The sequence below is a fragment of the Nostoc sp. JL33 genome (assembly GCF_017114985.1).
In the GTDB taxonomy this organism is placed as follows: Bacteria; Cyanobacteriota; Cyanobacteriia; order Cyanobacteriales; family Nostocaceae; genus Nostoc.
Genome location: NZ_JABXKP010000042.1, coordinates 1 through 19,151 on the forward strand (window position 1 = coordinate 1; position 19,151 = coordinate 19,151).

A 19,151-nucleotide genomic window follows, 5' to 3' on the forward strand; every position below is an offset into this window, starting at 1 on the left:
TATTCCCTATTCCCTATTCCCTATTCCCTATTCCCTATTCCCTATTCCCTATTCCTACTTAGAAATCAACTGTGCGTTTAATGCTTTAGTGATGCGATCGCCAGAAGCTTCTAAGTGGGCTAGGGTGTAAATGTCAAGGCTTGCACTAAGTTGTTTGAGCCTGACACTAATGGCTTTTTGCAGTTGGCACAATTCATACCAAGCTAATGTACGACCATCTTCAGGTGTATCAGTAGTACCTAAGATCATCTCTAACAAAATATTCAGATGTTCTCGTTGTAATGAACGGCGGATGCTAGAAATTGGCTTTGGTTCTTTTGGGGCGAAAACTTCTGTCCAGATGCCTGTTTGCAGGGTGTCGAACAGTTCTGGAATGGAAAGTGCTTGCCCAGGCTGGGTTTTTAATTCTATATCTTGTAAACGATTGAGGCGATCGCTGTCTAATAGCGATCGCAGTACCCCACTTTGAAAACTCAGAATGCGATCGTGAATTGGATAATCAAGGCGGTTGTTAGGTGCAGAACTACCCCAGTGTTCCCAGCGCGACGGTGCTAGTTGATTGAGTAATTGTGGGGAAAAACTGAAAGCATCCTCAGCAAATACATACTCTTGCAACTTCGCCAATGCCTGACGTTGTTTTAAAAGTGAAACTGGTACAAATGCCCAAGCAGCATCATCACTAGCATGGAGACGCCGAAACGATTGTCCACCAATGTATTTAGAAAGCAAAGTGGCGTTGCGAAAATAATATTTAAGTACTCTATTAAATCTGAGGCGTAGGTTACTATAACTTTCGCCTTTCGATAGATAACGCTTGTCAAGGCGCTGCCACATAAAACGGGCATTATCCATTTGCCACTGCGAATAAACTAGCACATCACTACTCATATCCCAGACATTTGCCAAAGGATTTATGTCCCAGATATCTTCATCAGTTGCATAAGATAATTCTGGTTGAGGCGACGCCAGTGCAATCTGCTCCAAAAAACTTTTTTCTGATTCTGGAATGATTCCTTCAAGTGCTACTGATGGGCTTCTTTTATAACCATATTCAATTGCCCATTCGTCGTAGGGGCCAACAACTCCTGGAAAATAGTCACCTTGCTGTACTCCCTGTGGTGCTATATTCACCGGTAGATAGTCCATCACCGAACCCACTAAACCTTTAGTGTGAGTGATTTCAGTATTATTTAATTCTTGGGGTGCTAACATGGTGCTGCCATGAAAGTTGTGGCGCAAACCGAGAGTGTGTCCGACTTCGTGAGCGATCAGAGAACGCAAATATTGCTGCACATATTCCTTCATCGTTTCACTACTGGGTGTAGTGTTTTCCAAAATTGACAATGCCAGCGCCCCCATAGCTGCTTGAGATGAAGACTCCATGCCATAGCAGAGATCGTTGTCTGCTAAATGTTGCTGAGGAAAAGCCTTAAAACCTTTCGAGAATATTGCAGATAAATTACCTGGACATGGGTTTTTCGCCAGTTGGGGAAAGTGTCCATCCATGAAAGATGAATTTGCTTCCATCTGTGCGCGATATTCTTGCTGAATTGATAGCACCATATTCGCATCGACGATAATATCTGCATCCAATATTTCCCCAGTGAATGGGTTGACGCGCACTGGCCCTCTGGCAAAACCTGCATCCAAAGAATTGAACCAGCGAATAGTGTTGTAGTGTACATCTGCGGGTTGCCAATCAGCATCATCTGGCATTTGCTGCACTTCAATGGCATTTTGAAATCCGGCTTTCTCAAATGCTTTGTTCCACATCAAAACACCTCCACGAATCGCATTGCGGTACTCTAGTGGCACAGCATTTTCAATCCAAAACACAATTGGCTTTTTGGGTGGAGATAAGCGGGCATTAGGGTCGGATGGTTCCAGATGCCAACGATTGATGTAACGTACAAATGATTCGTGAGCATTAGATAAATCTTGAAAAGCAGTAATAAAATATCCCACTCTGTCATCGGCAAGTCTGGGAGTATAACCATTGTTTTCTCTAAGCTGAGAAAAACTGTAGTGTACCTTTAGAGTGAGTGCCCTGCTATCAGGTAATGTGACTATATTTCCTCCTTCTGGTGATGAAAAACCGTAAATAGAATCAATCTCTACGTTTTCTGGGAAGCTGTTAACATCACCCAAATATGACTTGCTTTCTTCCAAATGGTAATCAGCCTGCAAAGAGTATTTCAATAAAGGAGTTAATCCAGGAAAATCCTGCATTAGCAAATCATTCAGGCTGATTATAATATTTTTACTGCGTGGATCAATCGTGACTATTTCGACTGAATAAAGAACAGAGTCGCTAAATGAACGAGCAAGCGTTCGCTGTTCTGGTCTACTTTCTGCACGGAATTTCACATTCCGCACCACAAAATGTAATCTATTGTTTACTCGTCGGAAGTAGAAGAGAAAATCAGAAAGAGGTAATCCACTATAAATCCCACTTTCCCCGATGCCCGATTCTAATGTCACTATAGCTAGGTAGTCTTTATTTAGCTGCTCTGGTTTAATTTCTAAATAAATTTCACCTGAATCATCACTGCAATAAAGTTTGAAGAGTCCCTCTAGTTTATCTATCCTTCTGACTCTCTGACTAACTCGGTAAAAATCTTCCTTTCTACTCTTAGCAAGATTATTCTCAGCAATTGCTAAGTTTTCAACTACTGGGATTGCATTTAATTGCTGCACATCAATATTTGAAACTTGGTTTGCTGCTGCGTAATTCGTTCCTATTAATAAGTTATAAAATACTAATATTATACAGATTGCTAATTTCCTTATCCAGTATTTCATCCTTTGGCTTTCCACCTGAACCAGTTCTCTTGTTGAGGAAAAATCTGATTAATTTGTTGTCTGCAACTCCCTCAAATATTTAGGGATTAGGGTATAAGTCCACTCAGACAAAACTTTGCCTCTAGCCTAAAAGTATAACTATTGATTGTTATTAGTAGCTCTCTAGGAATTACCCATAAAATATCTATCTCTAAAGGTAGATACTGTCTACAACTAAAGATATATGTTTTTTTAAGTTCTATCTGTATTAAAAACCAAATGTAGCATTAAAAATGTATTTAGTGCTACATTTGGCAACCTAAGCAATCTCAAATATGATTTATAAAGGTAATTTGTGCGGTAGCATAAGCAAGTACACCAATTTCTCCCGCTTTGGTGGTGTCAAAATCAAGTAAGACATGAAAAATATCGTGGGTGACTAAATTAGTACTTACGCACTGTACAAATTCATCATGATGTGCGTTAACAAAAATAGGTTGTTTCAGGCTTTTCTTAATTATCCTTTGGTCGTAAATTGACGATGCTGTAGGGGTTTAGCATTGCTAAACCCCTACGAAAGATGTGGTTTTTCATTTATACCTATTTGGTATTTCTTGTCAATGCGTAAGTCCTGTAAATATTGCAGAGCGAATAGATTACGTTTGGCAATGTCTTCTAGTCCAGGGCTGTACGAGATGATATTTATCTAAGCGGCTCTACTTATGTCCCATATTTATAATAGCTATAGTTTTTCGCTTTAATATTCTCCTGATTTGAGAACTACTTAACTCCATCCCAGTTTGCTTGTGGTAAGTCTGTGGCAAATCTCTGGCTTGTTATGCAAACTCTCCAGAGAAAGCCAGTATTGCTCGTTGCTCTTGCCCATAGACGAATTGCAAATATCCATGTATTTAACAAGCCACCTCTTCCCCAAGATTCAAAAACCCTTTATTTTTCATAACTGAGATATGCCTTTTGTTAGAAGGATAATTACCTTTTTATAGTTAATCTTTAATTTGTACTCAAAAAACAAGCTAATTGCCATGATAAATTTGATTTCTAGGACGATTGGTCAGATCAGCTCCCTACTTAAAGGACTTCAGGTAAAATCTTTTTTGGCTGTTGTCCTAGTTGGTTTTCTAGTGCTGACGACGAATGTTAGTTATGGGGAAAATGACAAAGGATTAGGCGAGAGAGTTCGCGAAAAGGTAGAGCAAAATGATGCTCAAAGACCGAAAACAATAGGGCAGTGGAAGAAAGACGCTCGTGAAACGGAAGGTTCTCCTGGTGAAAGACTTCAGAAGATTGGACAACAGTCAGCAGAAGCCTTTAAAGAATTTGGAGGTGGGTACGTAGATGGTGCTCAGGAAACTGCTAGTGATGTAGGGGACAGTGCGGCAGAGACAGCCAAAGATATCTCTAATAAAGTTCGGCGCTAAATGCGTTAGCATAGTCTATTGGCAGCAAGTACTAAGAACTTTTCGCCAAGAAATGAGTAACAATAGGGATGCTGGTGTCTAACCACCGAACTCTTATAATACTTGGGTAACGCGCTTACCCTTGCGGATGAAAGATTGTAGCCTTTTTCAGTTGCATAAATAAAATATAGTCCATTAGTAGGGGCGCATAGCTAGCTGTGCGCCCCTACTACCTGTTGCATCCAAACAGACATAGGCGTGAAATTAAATATGCGTTACCCAGAACCCTTGTAGAGACGTAGCACTGCTACGTCTCTACTTTTTCACACCTATGTCAAATGTTTAGGGGAATGCTTGCATATCTTTGGCATAAAGAAGTTCTAGACTCAGGGGCTTCCTCGGCGCGAGGTGCTTGGTGAATGTTAGTCATGATCAGGATTAAATTAATACTGATGAGTCTATCTTAGGGTTCATACCTTGTAAGCTAGAAATTCCCTAATCTAAATGTAGAGTTTAGTCTAAGAATAGGGAAAAGATTTTTATGACAACCGACATTTCTAGAGATACTAACAAAAATGTTAATGGAGCGCTGTTAAGTGGTGTTCTGCTGAGTATTTTGGGAGTTATTGCGATCGCAGCGCCTAATTTCAGCACCATATTCGCCGAAACTTGGATTGCAGCGATTTTGATTTTCGCCGGATTTACAAAACTAGTTTATGCCACTCAAACCCGCGATCGAGGCGGTTTTATTTGGAAACTTCTATTGAGCGGACTATATATTGCAACCGGTATAATGCTGTTTGTTTATCCTTTTACAGGTGTGCTGACACTAACTCTGTTGCTTGGCACCTTTTTGCTGACTGAAGGTACATTCGAGTTAATTCTGGCATTCCGGTTACGTCCGCAAGAGAACTGGACGTGGATACTAGGTGATGGCATTATTACCCTGGTCTTAGGCGCAATGATTTGGTTCCAGTGGCCCTTCAATGCACCCTGGCTGATTGGGACACTAGTTGGTGTCAGCATTATTTTCACCGGCGTTTCCCGCGTAATGCTGGCGTTGAATGCGCGTTCTACCTCGAATCCTCCTGACCAAACTGCAAAAGCCACTTAACTTAATAGATGGGAGTGGGGAAATGAGCCAGAAAAAACCAATGCCCAATGCCCCATGCCCAAACTTCAGTAGTCAAAGTTTATCAGATATTGCAGCAGCGATGCCTACGGTTGGCTACGCCTACGCCAACAAAATTGCTAAATTAACTAAGGAAATCAAAATCAAGGCCAGCTAGCTGCAATCAACAATGGTATCTATTGCTACTCCCTTCTCGGATATTCAAAACCATTGGGCACGCTTATTTATTACAGCCTTAGCCCAACGTGGTATTGTCAGTGGGTTGCCTAACGGCACTTATCGCCCCGACAACTCACTCACCCGCGCTGAATTTGCCGCCATTATTGCCAACGCATTTGGGACAGTTTCCAAGAAGCGGCAGTATGTCCCCTTTGTTGATGTATCCACAAATTATTGGGCAGCAGCCGCCATTCAAGCAGCTTACGAAAAAGGATTTATTAGCGGGTTTCCTGATAAAAGTTTCCGTTCCGCTAACCGAATTACTAGAGTAGAAGTTTTCGTTTCCTTGGTAGCAGGCTTAGAAATTGCCACCAAGGTAAAACCTGACCTCCTCTCACAACTCCCACAAATTTATCAAGATTCTATTCAGATTCCTGGGTATGGTATAAATCACGTAGCTATTGCCACCAGGGCTGGATTGGTGGTTAGTTTCCCAAATGTGAAATTACTCAATCCCAATCTCGCAGCCACCCGTGCAGATGTGGCAGTGATTATTTATCAAGCTTTGGTGTATTTAGGTAAAGCAGAAAAAATTGTCTCTAGTTACCTAGTGCAGCCGCCAATACCCACACCGACACCGACACCCACACCGATACCCACACCGACACCCACACCGACACCCACACCGATACCTGTCGGTAGCGTTAGGGTAAATCATAGCCGGGAGTTCCGGGGGGCATGGGTAGTATCAGTATGGAATGGTGATTGGCCTTCCAAAGCGGGACTTTCTGTTGCCCAACAAAAAGCCGAACTCAGCGAGATTATTAGTAAATTACAAGCGCTAAACTTCAATGCCCTCATCTTCCAGGTGCGACCAGAGGGAGACGCTTTGTATGAATCCAAATTAGAGCCTTGGAGTGCTTGGATTACAGGAACTCAGGGTCAAGCACCAGAACCATTTTATGATCCTTTAGCGTTTGCGATCGCAGAATGTCACAAGCGCAATATTGAACTTCATGCTTGGTTTAATCCCTACCGCGCTAGCACTTCCACCGACTCAGCCAAAACTGTCCGTCCCCACATAGCAGCTACCAATCCAGAAAGCGTTTATTTGTGGAAAACTCAACGCTGGATGGACCCAGGACTAAAAATAGTTCAGGACAGAGCTTACAACGTAATTATCGACGTAGTGAAGCGCTACGATGTTGATGGCATTCACTTAGATGATTATTTCTATCCATATCCCATCGAGGGACAGTCTTTCCCCGATGACAAAACCTACACTGCATATAAGTCAGCCGGTGGTACACTCAGCCTTGGCGACTGGCGACGGGACAATGTTAACAAAATGGTACAACGCCTCTGGCAGGGAATTAAAACAACCAAACCCGACGTTAAATTTGGTATTAGTCCCTTTGGGATTTATCGCCCCGGACAACCTGCTGGGATTACTGGGTTGGATGCTTACAACGTGCTGTATGCTGACTCGAAGAAATGGTTAGAACAAGGCTGGATTGATTATATTGCTCCTCAACTTTACTGGCGCACAGATCAACCACAACAAAGTTATTCGGCGTTGCTAAAGTGGTGGACACAGGTAAATACAAAGCAAAGACACATTTACGCTGGTAACAATCTGACAGAACCAAGCAACAAGAGTCGGGACACTGATGAGATTGAAAAGCAGGTGAAAATTAGTCGTAGCCAAGCTGGACAGTTGTCACTGGGGAATATCTTCTTTAATCTCAGTGTTTTGAGGGAAAATAGTCAGGGCATTGCTGATAAATTCCAAAGTCTGCTTTATAACAAACCTGCATTACCGCCAATTTTGTCTTGGCAGGATACAACACCACTCCCTCCCCCCATTGAACTACAAGTAAATAACCGCAAACTGAGTTGGCAGCCTGGTGATAATCGGCCAGTTCGTTCTTGGACACTTTATCGGCAAAGTGGCGATACTTGGACAATTCAGAGAATTTTGTCTGCTGGTACAACCTTCGCAACTGTCCAACAAGCGGGAACCTATGCCGTGTGTGCGGTAGATAGATTGGCGAATGAGAGTGTGGGAACAGTTATTACAGTTAGTTGAATAAAAGTGCTGTCTATGAGTGCGTAGGGGCAGCCCGTCGTAGACATCGCATCTTTAAAGAATAGTGCAAAGTAATCAACCTGAACCAGTTAAAGCCGATTGGATAGTCAACCTTTTAGGAAGAGTGAAAGCTCTGGAAGTAAATCCTCATGAAGAAGCATTAACCTCCATTTTGGTTGAGCAAGCTTTGGAAAATGCCAAACGTACTGCTACCAATCCTGGTATATCACTGGCAGCAGCTTTTGACCTGATTGTAGCTGCTGAGTATTATACAAAATTAACCAAAATAGTAAGCCTGACCAAAAGACTAGCCGTATGATTAATTTATATATTGATTCAGGCAGATCACCGACTTTGGGCGGTGGAATCATCGATATGCCAGCATCACCAAAGCTTGTCAATGATCACTGGATGGAAAATTAGGGATTCACCTTTCGGTAGATTTAGATAGAATTATCAAAACTGTATATTTGGATGGGGTAACACATAATTTGCCCCAAAACCTCATGCTAAATCAGTAATTTCAATATCAACAGATGAAATTTTAATAGAATTCTAGTTAACTTGTTCCTTAAGTTCCTCAAAAGCCATGACATCCCCTGAGCCTCAAACTGATTTTGGAGACGAACCTCCACAAAACTCATTTGAGCCACCTTCTGGAAAACGGCGGTGGCTTTGGTTATTTTTACCTGCACTACTATTATTAGGGGGCGTAACAGCTATAGTTTGGCGTTTGCTCACTCCGCAAAATTCAGCACCTCCAATTGTTAATGCTCAACCTCAAGGGGTAAGAGTCAAAATATCGACAGTACAAAGCGGCATAATTGAGGAAAGTTCAGATTTTATTGCTAGCCTAAAATCCCAGCGCTCAGTCACGCTCCAGCCGAGAATTCAGGGACAAGTTACCCAGATATTTGTTAAATCGGGAGATCCAGTCGCAGCAGGAGCAGCAATTCTCCAAGTAGATTCTACGCCACAAGCAGGTGTAAATGCAAGCAATATTGTGCCTCAAGCATTTTTAGTGCAACTGGCAAATGCTCGCGCTACACTCCAATCTCTGGAAGCACAACGGCCATCCTACGTTACAAATGTGCAATTGTACCAGCAGAACTACGAAAAGTTTGTCACCCTAGCCGAGGAAGGAGCCGTGTCTCGACAGACTCGCAATCAGTTTGCTGATCGGCTCGCCGTTGCTAAGACTAGTCTTGATGCAATTGATTCTAGAATTCAAGCACAACGATCGCTCATATTGCAGGCTGAAAAAACTTTACAGCAAGGTAATGTAAATATTCCAAATCAACAAGGGAACCTCCAGTACGACAGAATTACCGCTCCCTTTGCTGGCGCAGTTGGCAACATCACCGTGAAAGTAGGTGATTTAGTTAATACTTCCACACAATTAGTTAATATCACGCAAAATCGGCCTTTAGAAGTCAATATCTCTGTGCCACTACAGCAAGGGACCCTATTGCGTAAGGGAATGCCAGTGGAGGTGATGAACACACAAGGTCAGAAGCTTGGTAGAAGTAGGGTATTTTTTATTGCACCTAATGCCAGTAATGAAACACAAGGGATACTGATTAAAGCACTTTTTAACAACCCTAATGGTCAGCTACGTGCAGATCAATTGGTAAGGACTAGATTGTTCTGGAATCAGCGCCCCGGAGTTTTAATCCCCACAACAGCAATGACTCGTATAGCTGGGGACACTTTTGTTTATGTAGTTGAAACCGAAAAATCTCCCCAAGGTGTATCCCAACAAGTAGCTCGGCAAAAGCGAGTGAAGCTAGGCGAGATCAAAGGTAATAATTACCAAGTTATTGAAGGATTACAGCCAGAAGATAAAGTTATTATCTCAGGGTTGCTCAATCTCAGGGATGGCGTTGCGATCGTTCCAGAATCTTAATTAAGGGGAGTGGGGCACAAGTCCTCAATCTTGTCTTTTACCAATGCCCACCCAAGAGCGTTAACTATAGCGATGTCTTACGACAAGCCCTACGGGTGACGCTACGCACAGTCGCGATCGCTTCGCGTTGGGAGAAGGCTCGCAGATTCGCTGTTTGTGGCGCGATCGCTCTGACCTTTCTCCTTTTAGGGGAGCATTGGTGAAAGTTTAAGGTATAATTCTTTTTGTCAATAGTGATTATGCTGTAAATTATCCATCCTATCGAGTATCTATCTAATTAAGCTTTATACTAAGCTTTAAGGACAAGAATAAACGATAATTTTAAATATCATGGATGCGTCGTAGGCGTAGCCCACTGTAAGCATCACAGGCTGGAAATTTCTGTTTTCCACCTCGATTATGACTTAATTTTAAGCATCATTACTTATTGACAAATCGTTAATTATCTTAACCTGTCACTAACGGGTAAAGGTAAGCAATTACTTAATTATGTAAAGGAGATAAACAATTATGTTAGTGCAAATTATCCAATCTAAATATAGTTTAGTTTTAACTTGTTTACTTGGACAGATAATGTTGTTTGCTGTGCCAGTACAAGCTGGAGTCCAGGGCAAAAGCTACAATGTTAATGTTAATTCGAGTTTGGGAGATAATTTTACTGCTTGTTTTGAATTTGATCCCAACAGTACCCTACACTTCCTTGGACAAAACGCTACTTATAACGTTGGTAACGATCAGGCAAGTTGGGAAGCAGTCACAAAACCACCTTCACCATTAGTAAGTATCTCACTTAAGGGTGTAGTACAAGGAGACTTTGTTCCAGCTCTGGCGATAAGTGGTAGTGCTCTCAATTCTAACGGCACTACTTTTACATTTAATGGAACACTGTTATCTGAACCAACATGTCCGGGTGAATTGCCGATAAATCCAGCCGATCTTCAATTCGGGATAAGTCGAGAAAATCCCTTCTTAAAATAATTTAATCTACGCAGATATGATCAACCAGATGAGCTTTTGGTTAACGAAGACAGACAACTTATAAAAGATGTTTGTAGACTATGGTCAAGACAATAGCTGCATCATCAGCACTTAAATTCTGTCAAGTTCGGTAGGGCGATTGCGTTTAGATCAAACAACACTCACAATACGGTTCGGTTAAGGTGCATAATCCCTAAATATCCCCCTTAGTCCCCCAATAAATTGGGGGAAATAGAGCGATTTTTAGCCCCCCTTAAAAAGGGGGGTTGGGGGGATCGTGTCTTATCCGAACCGTATTGTCTTCTAGCAGCGATCGCTAAATTTAACCTTAATACAGTACTTTAACAACAGATAATCACTTTAGTGAACCAAAACAAAACCAGATTAATCTATGGCATCAATAGCCGGAAAAGTGGCAATTATCACTGGTGCATCGCGGGGAATTGGACGAGCGATTGCACTAAAATTAGCAGGTAACGGCGCATCTATTGTCGTTAATTATGCGGGTAATGCAGGCAAAGCACAGGAAGTTGTTGCGGAAATTGAAAAGTTGGGAGTAGAGGCGATCGCCGTACAAGCTGATATTAGCAAAATACCCGACATCAAACGGTTATTTGAGCAAACACTTGAACGCTTCGGTAAAGTGGATATTTTGGTCAATAATGCTGGAATCGCCTTCTATAAACCAATTAATCAGGTGAGTGAAGAAGATTTTGACACGATTTTTGCGATTAATGTCAAAGGCACTTTTTTTGCTTGTCAACAAGCCGCGCAACACATGGCAGAAGGGGGACGGATTATCAACTTTTCCTCATCAACTACGGTGATGATGCTGCCAACTTATAGTGCCTATGTAGCAACCAAGGGTGCTGTTGAACAAATCACACGGGTATTAGCTAAAGAATTGGGTGCAAAGGCGATCGCAGTTAATGCTATTTCTCCTGGCCCCACCGATACAGAACTGTTTCGAGAAGGCAAAACACCAGAACAGATAGACCGTTTAGCCCAAATGGCTGCTTTTGGAAAGCTGGGAGATGTGCAAGAAATCGCCGATGTAGTAGCATTTCTCGCTAGCGACGAAGCCAGGTGGATCACTGGGCAAAACATCCGTGTAAACGGTGGAATCGCCTGAGATGATCAAAGCTTTCCTGATGAATGCGATATTAAACCTCAGCCAGTAACGTGGGCATTACTAGTCCTGTTAGCGCAGGGCTATTTCATTTTCATCTAGTTAGGGTAAGCGAAAATTAGACTGCTATTGTGTCAAATATCTGGTTACTATTAATCCCTAGTACAATTTTTGGTATTGGACTTGGTATTAGTTTTCCTACTATCCAAACACTTTTAGCAGATTTAGCACCAAGAGAATATTTGGCAACAATCATATCGGTAAACGGGACATTCTATGGATTAGGGCAAACATTAGGGCCGTTGTTGATGGGCTATGCCTTTGGTTTTGGCGGTATTAGTAGCGTATTTTATGCAGCGACTAGTTTTGCAGTTCTAATATTTTTTGTATTTAGGTATTGCACTTGTAGGTAATTCGTAATTCGTTTAGGGAGTGAGAGTCTTCTCAATGCGACGGTCGGGGATGAGCCACATAACTGCAACCAAAACGTATAGTATACAGGCAAACCATGAGTTTACAAAGGCAAGGGGAATTGCCAGTGCATAAAAGACCACCGATATTTTTCCCTTGAAATTTCGACCCACTGCGATCGCTAGAGTCGAATCGTTACCGTGATGATAAATCAGGGCGCGGGTAAGGATGAAGAATGCGATCGCAGCCAACAACAACACCGTACCATAAAGGGCAACTGGCAAGGCGGCAAAGTGATTCTCACCCATCCAGCCAGTGACGAAGGGAATTAGCGACAACCAAAATAGCAAATGCAGATTAGCCCAAAGGATACGCCCATTAACGTGCCGGACTGCTTGTAGTAGGTGATGGTGATTGTTCCAGTAGATGCCGATAAAAATAAAACTCAGCACATAACTCAGAAATACCGGGATTAGCGGACGCAGCGCGGCTAAATCGAACCCATGCGGCACTTTGATTTCCAGCACCATAATGGTGATGATGATGGCAATCACCCCATCGCTGAATGCTTCTAACCTTCCTTTTCCCATCTGTCCAGGCACTCCTTTTCTGTTTACTTGAAAGTAAGTTGCGCCAAATCCTTGACTCAATATTTTACCAATTTCTGTGGCTTGTCGATTTAGTCTGCGATCGCCCAGTTGAGACAAAGCAAAATTTTTTGACCACCAGCGCGACATTGTTTGTTTCCTTGAACACCCAATTTTCCCAACTGTACTATCAGTGAATATACTTGATATAGAATCCGTTTGAGAGATTGCTTTTGAACAGTTGCCGTCAAAAGTCAGATGCATATACTTCTTTAAATCGAAAAATTATATTTTTAAAATAACTTTATACAAAATTTTCTCTATAGTACAGATGAATTAACCTACTTTCCTGGTATTGGAAGCGGTTTTATGCCAGTATAAGTACATAGATGACTGTATTTTTTATATAAAGATGCTTTCAAACTAGTTGTAATTGATTGGACATTAAAGTAGGTTTAAATACATAACTAACAAAGATTGCTTACCAGCGATGACTTCTTCTTACCCTATCTTTTGGATGGAGTGAAAAGCAAACTTTCAAGGCTGGGTGCAAGATTTGGAATTTCAAAAATTGTAGTAACTCGCACATTAAATCTACGTAAATATTTTATGAAGAAAAGGTACAAATTAGCACTGGCTACCGCTAGCATTGCTTTGGGTTTTGGTATAATCCAAGCTAAACCAGCACAAGCTGCCACATTTAGTGGTCCGATTAACATCTATGCTGCTGCCAGCTTGACCGACACTCTACCCCAGGTTGAGGCACTTTACCGGCAAAGCAACCCCAACGTCACCTTTATCAATACCTTCGGGGCTTCTGGTACTCTCGCTAATCAAATTCTAGCGGGAGCAAATCCAGTAGATATCTTCTTCTCAGTATCCCAAACACCGTTAAATACTCTGGAAAATGCCAACAAACTAATAGCAGGAACCAGGCAAAACGTACTAAACAACACCTTGGCTATAATCACGCCTATAAATTCAACCATATCTATATCAAGCGTTCAAGACCTATTACAGCCACAGGTGCGTCAAGTGGCTATTGGTGATCCTACGGTTGTTCCAGCAGGAGTATTCGCCCAGGAATTATTTACCAAATCCGGGATATCGCAGCAAATCCAACCCAAACTTGTCTTCGGATCGAGTGTGCGTGATGTACTAGATAAAGTGTCAAGCGCCACTAATGATAGTATAGATGCGGGCGTTGTTTACACCACAGACGCTCTAACAGCACTTGATAAAGTCAAAATTGCATACACTCCGCCGATCAACGCTTACTCTCCGATTGTTTATGGCTCTGCTGTACTCCAACAAACTCAAAACCTAGACGCAGCTAGGGACTTCAACTCCTTTCTGGGCAGCCCTCTAGCGTCACCCGTGTTTCAGGGATTTGGATTCTCTACTATCCCCGAACCTATGACTACTAGTGGCTCAATAGCAGTAGGTATAGTCGGCCTTATGATGAAGCGAAAGGTAAAAGCAAAAGCCAAAGCTAAATCAGTAGTGAATTAAAGGTTTTTGGCTGTATTCTCAATCAAAATTCAACTCACAACTGCAAATAGGAATCAACCCAGGTATAATCTGGGTTTTTTTTGCTCTTGTGTCTCATGGTTAGGTGGGATTTATTTAATACACACTATGAGCCGTGAAGCAATCTTGTGGAATTTTGGATTTATGGTTTGACAACTGAAGCAATGAATAAAAATGTGTAATTGTTACTACATTATTACTAATAAAGTTGACTTTTCCCGTTAAGTCCCTCTAAAAAGCTGCCAACTTCCCAGTAGGCTTACTACCGTGCCTGGGGTAAATGAATTTTCTCTGGTGTGACAACAGCGAACATAAAATTGAACCTCCACCTTCACTGTAATACTTGAATATCAACTGCTGCGGCTGAAAAATACAGCAGCTATAACAATTAAACCTAAAAGTGCTAAAGGAACCCAGAGATTAGGCATATCTGACAAACTCATATAGCAATCCGATTTGATTTCTGAACTTCTTTGCGTAGTCAGGGAGTGGGGAGTGGGGAGTGGGGAGTGGGGAATCCTATATTCAATTATTAATTACGAATTATCTTAAGCCGATACCTCCTTTAGCGAATTCTTCAACAGTTTTCTGTGAGAATTCGTGAGTTGCGATCGCCTGCAACATTGCCAGTGGTAAAGTCAAATGATTCGCCTCGGCTTGCAATGAAGCGGCTGCTTCTTCTGGCGATTTGATACTAGCTGCCAAGATTTCAGTATCACTGCCTTTGAGTACGCTAGCCATATCCCGTACCAAAGTAATACCATCACCTAACAACCGCGTAGCGCGATTTATATAAGCTATGGCAATTTTAGCTCCTGCTTCCCGTGCTACTGCTGCCTGTGCTGCACTGTAAATCGCTGTCACCGAACAGGTAATTTCTGGTGATAGACTCGCCACCACTTCAAAACCTAACGGTGTTGCGGGAATCTTCAAAATTGTTTGTGAACCAATAATCTCAAAAGCTTTTCTACCTTCAGCTAGCATCCCGGTTTTATCAGATGCCACAAGTTGATAGTATAACGGGCCATTTGTCAAGGTAAGCAATTTTTTGAGCGTGGTTTCTGGTGACGTATCGCTTTGAGACAACAGCGTAGGATTTGTTGTAATGCCTTTCACCCATCCCCAAAGTTTAACAACTTCAGCTTCAGATGCGATCGCTGAGTCTAGATAAATTGCCATAATTTCTCCCGATCAATTTCTCGATATTAATATGCAATAGCTGTATATGATTCGTGATAAGTTACAACAGTTTTTAATTGGATAGAATGATTGTTGGCTGTAAGGGCACAGCAATGTTATGTCCTTACCATCTGGTTTGTAGTTTATGGAAATGAAAAGCGCTGTAATTTTTCTACTTAATAATCCAGAAGCGAGTATTTATCTTAGTGTCATTGGGCTAATGTGTACAAATATCAATCACGTCTAGCCAGTTATGGCATTATCTCATGAATCGTTACTCGTTAGCAAAACGATGTTTTGCGGAAGCTCTAGGTACAGCTTGGTTGGTTCTGATGGGCGTGGGTACTGCGGTTATCTCTGGTACAGTACCTTGGGTTGGAGTTACTGGGGTGGCGATCGCTTTTGGCTTAAGTTTGTTGACTGCTGCCTATACTTTTGGTTCTATCAGTGGATGTCATCTCAACCCCGCAGTCACAATTGGTTTTTGGGTAGCCAAGCAATTTTCTTTCCGAGACGTTTTGCCATATATAGGAAGTCAGGTTCTCGGCGCAATTTGGGGGACTACTATCCTATTTTTGATTTGCATGGGTAAGCCTGAGTTTACAACAGCCAACTTTGGTTCTAATGGAGTAGGAATTCACTCCCCTGGTAACTATAGCTGGTGGGCTTGTGCATTAGCCGAATTGACTGTTACCTGTGGCTTTGTGCTGCTGATCTTGAGCGTAACATCTTCTCCCGCCCTCAAGCAGTCTGCACCCATCCCCATAGGCTTAGGGCTTACCTTGGCGCATCTTATCCTGATTCCGGTGACTAATGCTAGCGTCAATCCCGTGCGATCGCTAGCCACAGCTCTCTTTACTCAAGATTGGGCATTGGCTGACCTTTGGATTTTCATCGTCTTCCCCATTTTAGGTGGAGTTTTGGCGGGTATGGTCGCCCGATGGCTGCAAGAACCAGACATCTAATACTACTCACAACTTTACTGAGGCGTGAGCGCTCGTGTCGCCCACCCCACAAGAAGTAGTTGAGTATTTTTTTATTTGTCAGTCCCGAATGCGTGAATGCGTGAATTTTGAATTCGCACAGAAGCAACGTGACGTGGCTTTCAAGCGATAATCTTCTTATACAGCAGCCTACACGGAGAACTTAATATGACATCTCCAGAAACGGTTACATGGCTAAAAGAACGGACGAGTTTAGGAATTCTCTCATCTGAGGTGTTAAATGCGATCGCTCAAGTAATTGAAGAACAAGTAGTGAGTGCCAAAACTGACTTAGTTAGCGAAGGCAGTCGTCCAGAAGCCCTTTATATTCTCCAAGAAGGTCAACTCGAAAGCAATAGCACCAATGAAACCAACCCAGCGTTAGCTTGTGGATTCCTTCCCGGTGCAGTGATTGAACTCAAAGAATTGCTGTTGGATGAATTAACTCCATTCACAATTACTACGGTAACCGAATGTCATTTGTGGGTTGTGCCTGGTGATAAATTTCGGGAATTAGTCACCCAATACCCGGAAATTGCTCAGGCTTTTTCGCGTCAATTGGCTCAAGAATTAGCTCAGGCTACATCTGCACTTGGCTATGAACAAGAACGTTCCGTAGCTTTGCGACCATATTTAGTCACCAAGGCGCAACGCGGTATTGTCGGTACAAGTCGCTATGCTGTGCGTCTGCGGGAGCAAATTCGAGAAGCGGCGGCTGATCGCAAATCAGTGGATATTTTTGGAGAACCAGGGTTAGAAAAAGACAATATAGCAGCCCTGATCCATTTTGGTTCTCCAAAACGGCGACAACCAATTATTAAAGTAAATTGCGGTATTCTCCAAACGAGCGGTGCAGATTTATTCGGTCGCGCTGGCGGGAAACCAGGATTGTTGGAATGGTTGGGAGAAGGTACTCTGGTTCTCAACAACATCCAAGAATTGCCCGAAGAATTATTACCTTCTGTGGCACAGTTGCTGAAAACGGGTACATATACCCCCGTTAGTCGTTCTGGAGAACCAGCACCTGAATCTCGCCCCAGTAGAGCCAGAATTCTGATTGTTTCAGAAAAAACTCAGCCGACAATTGAACGCTGTATCGGTCACATTATTAAAGTACCGCCGCTACGAGTGCGGAAAGCCGATGTTCAGGCACAGGTTGAATATTATACTAGTCTCTACATTCGGGCTAGAGGCGTTCCGAAACCGCACATTACCCCAGAAGCTTTACGTCGCCTACAGTCTTATGATTTTCCTGGCAATCTCAAGGAATTAAAAAATCTCGTAGAAAGAGCGATCGTGCAAGCGGAGGGTGCTAATGAATTAACAGAAGAAATTTTCTGGCCAGCCGAAACGAAGAAAAAACGATTTCGGGTGAATCTGTTAAATTCCTATCCTCGTTTGCGGCAGTTTTTGCGTAGTCCCTGGTGGCCCGATCGCATTAACTATGGTTTTACTGCAACGGCTTTTGCGATTATTGTTGCGGTGTTATTTATTGGCCCTCAAACCCGCGATCGCAATTTCGTCTTAAATCTATTTTGGGCTTGGTGGTGGCCTTTCTTCTTATTTCTCTTTCCCTTTTTGGGACGTATCTGGTGTTCTGTTTGTCCCTTCATGATTTACGGGGAAATTACCCAAAAGCTCTCTCTCTGGCTGTGGCCTCGAAAACTCAAGCGCTGGCCCAGACAGCAAGCTGAGAAATGGGGCGGATGGTTCATGTTTGGTTTGTTCACCCTAATTTTCTTATGGGAAGAACTCTGGCATTTAGAAAATACTGCCTACCTCAGCGCTTGTTTGCTGCTCTTAATTACCGCCGGGGCGATGATTTTCTCCGCCATTTTTGAGCGACGGTTTTGGTGTCGCTATCTCTGCCCCATCGGCGGGATGAATGGTTTATTTGCCAAACTCTCAATGACGGAACTCCGGGCACAGCAAGGTATTTGTTCTGCCAGTTGCACCACGTATCAGTGTTATAAAGGTGGCCCGCAAAAGGGCGAAGGGATGGAAACCAATGGATGTCCTTTATATTCGCACCCAGCGCAGTTAGAAGATAACAGAGATTGTGTACTGTGCATGACTTGTCTCAAAGCCTGTCCGCATCGTTCCGTCGAATTCAACTTGCGCCCCCCTGGTATAGAACTGTGGACAACTCATGTACCCCGTACCTATGAAGTAGCATTATTGTTTTTGCTGTTGGGTGGTATATATCTGCATCGCTTGCCAGAATTGCGATCTTGGTTGGGGTTACAACTGGATTTAACTCAGTTTTGGCAGCACTTGGGATTATCGCTGCTAGTGTTAATTATCCCAGCAGGTTTTACCTTTGCGGCTTATGGCTTGCTGCAAGTGTTCAACTTTAACCGTAAGCCTCGATCATTTGTAGAACTTGCCTATGGCTACCTACCATTAGTTTTGGGGGGCAACTTGGCTCACTATCTACGTTTGGGCTTAGGCGAAGGCGGGCGGATTTTACCAGTTACCTTTGCTACTCTTGGTTTGAGTGGTGAACAATTGCCAATATTGGTTGCTCATCCGGCTGTGATTGCCTTTTTGCAAGGTGCAACGATAATTTTCTCAGTGTTGCTGACTATATTATTAACGCAAAAGATTGCAAAGCAACCAGTGCGATCGCTCATACCGCAACACCTAGCAGCCATTGGGTTGGGAGTTAGTCTGTGGGCGATTATCGTGTTTTAACGAATTACCCAAAACCTCATATCGTTTCCAGGTTCAACCTGGAAATGCTCTTTATTGGGCTGCTGCCACTTGTGTGGGAAGCACCTGATTCTAGGCATTCCTAGTCTCTGACTAGGAACGAGGAATTTATAATCGCCTGGCTTAGATGCAAAATGTGAGTTAAAAACATTCTTCC

General features: G+C 42.7%; 15 protein-coding genes. 12 read left to right on the top strand and 3 right to left on the bottom strand.

Features of this window, described 5'->3' with window-relative positions; translation table 11 throughout:
• Nucleotides 1-54: 54 nt before the first annotated feature.
• The gene (locus HWQ23_RS11090; RefSeq protein WP_292827770.1) at nt 55-2,802 is read right to left on the bottom strand and encodes a zinc-dependent metalloprotease; all 2,748 of its coding nucleotides are present in this window, start codon (nt 2,800-2,802) and stop codon (nt 55-57) included.
• A gap of 1,022 nt (nt 2,803-3,824) precedes the next feature.
• Here HWQ23_RS11090 and HWQ23_RS11095 point away from each other — a divergent pair.
• The 9 genes from HWQ23_RS11095 to HWQ23_RS11135 all read left to right on the top strand — a co-directional run bounded on the left by HWQ23_RS11095 (nt 3,825) and on the right by HWQ23_RS11135 (nt 12,005).
• Nucleotides 3,825-4,220, top strand: coding sequence for a hypothetical protein (locus tag HWQ23_RS11095; RefSeq protein ID WP_292827773.1), 396 nt, complete (start codon nt 3,825-3,827; stop codon nt 4,218-4,220).
• Between the two features lie 520 nt (nt 4,221-4,740).
• Nucleotides 4,741-5,313 carry an HdeD family acid-resistance protein gene (locus tag HWQ23_RS11100; protein ID WP_292827776.1) on the top strand — a complete coding sequence of 191 codons (573 nt, stop codon included), beginning with the start codon at nt 4,741-4,743 and terminating at the stop codon, nt 5,311-5,313.
• 22 nt (nt 5,314-5,335) lie between these two features.
• Entirely contained in the window at nt 5,336-5,488 is a 153-nt protein-coding gene (locus tag HWQ23_RS11105; protein ID WP_292827779.1) for a hypothetical protein, read from the top strand.
• 12 nt (nt 5,489-5,500) lie between these two features.
• On the top strand, nt 5,501-7,579 hold the full coding sequence (locus HWQ23_RS11110; protein WP_292827782.1) for a glycoside hydrolase family 10-like protein: 2,079 nt from the start codon (nt 5,501-5,503) through the stop codon (nt 7,577-7,579).
• Between the two features lie 64 nt (nt 7,580-7,643).
• Nucleotides 7,644-7,898, top strand: coding sequence for a hypothetical protein (locus HWQ23_RS11115; RefSeq protein ID WP_292827785.1), 255 nt, complete (start codon nt 7,644-7,646; stop codon nt 7,896-7,898).
• 270 nt (nt 7,899-8,168) lie between these two features.
• Nucleotides 8,169-9,485 (top strand): efflux RND transporter periplasmic adaptor subunit, encoded by a 1,317-nt coding sequence (locus HWQ23_RS11120; RefSeq protein WP_292827788.1) that lies wholly within the window; start codon nt 8,169-8,171, stop codon nt 9,483-9,485.
• 510 nt (nt 9,486-9,995) lie between these two features.
• A complete protein-coding gene (locus HWQ23_RS11125; RefSeq protein WP_292827791.1) occupies nt 9,996-10,463 on the top strand; it encodes a hypothetical protein in 468 nt (155 codons plus the stop codon).
• Nucleotides 10,464-10,854: 391 nt separating this feature from the next.
• Entirely contained in the window at nt 10,855-11,595 is a 741-nt protein-coding gene (locus HWQ23_RS11130) for an SDR family oxidoreductase (RefSeq protein WP_292827793.1), read from the top strand.
• 128 nt (nt 11,596-11,723) lie between these two features.
• Nucleotides 11,724-12,005, top strand: a complete 282-nt coding sequence (locus tag HWQ23_RS11135) for an MFS transporter (RefSeq protein ID WP_292827796.1) — start codon at nt 11,724-11,726, stop codon at nt 12,003-12,005.
• Nucleotides 12,006-12,017: 12 nt separating this feature from the next.
• Here HWQ23_RS11135 and HWQ23_RS11140 read toward each other — a convergent pair whose 3' ends face one another.
• Complete coding sequence (locus tag HWQ23_RS11140; RefSeq protein WP_292827798.1) at nt 12,018-12,740, bottom strand: IS4/Tn5 family transposase DNA-binding protein; 723 nt, start codon at nt 12,738-12,740, stop codon at nt 12,018-12,020.
• Between the two features lie 459 nt (nt 12,741-13,199).
• On the opposite strand from HWQ23_RS11140, the gene modA reads away from it, so the two are divergent.
• Nucleotides 13,200-14,102, top strand: coding sequence for a molybdate ABC transporter substrate-binding protein (gene modA / locus HWQ23_RS11145; protein WP_292827801.1), 903 nt, complete (start codon nt 13,200-13,202; stop codon nt 14,100-14,102).
• A 561-nt stretch (nt 14,103-14,663) separates the two neighbouring features.
• Here the strand turns inward: modA and HWQ23_RS11150 are convergent.
• A complete protein-coding gene (locus HWQ23_RS11150) occupies nt 14,664-15,299 on the bottom strand; it encodes a transaldolase family protein (RefSeq protein ID WP_292827804.1) in 636 nt (211 codons plus the stop codon).
• 266 nt (nt 15,300-15,565) lie between these two features.
• Between HWQ23_RS11150 and aqpZ the strand changes: the two genes are divergently transcribed.
• Both aqpZ and HWQ23_RS11160 read left to right on the top strand, forming a co-directional pair.
• Entirely contained in the window at nt 15,566-16,264 is a 699-nt protein-coding gene (aqpZ, locus tag HWQ23_RS11155; protein WP_292827807.1) for an aquaporin Z, read from the top strand.
• Between the two features lie 186 nt (nt 16,265-16,450).
• On the top strand, nt 16,451-18,976 hold the full coding sequence (locus tag HWQ23_RS11160) for an AAA-type ATPase lid domain-containing protein (RefSeq protein WP_292827810.1): 2,526 nt from the start codon (nt 16,451-16,453) through the stop codon (nt 18,974-18,976).
• Nucleotides 18,977-19,151 lie beyond the last annotated feature (175 nt).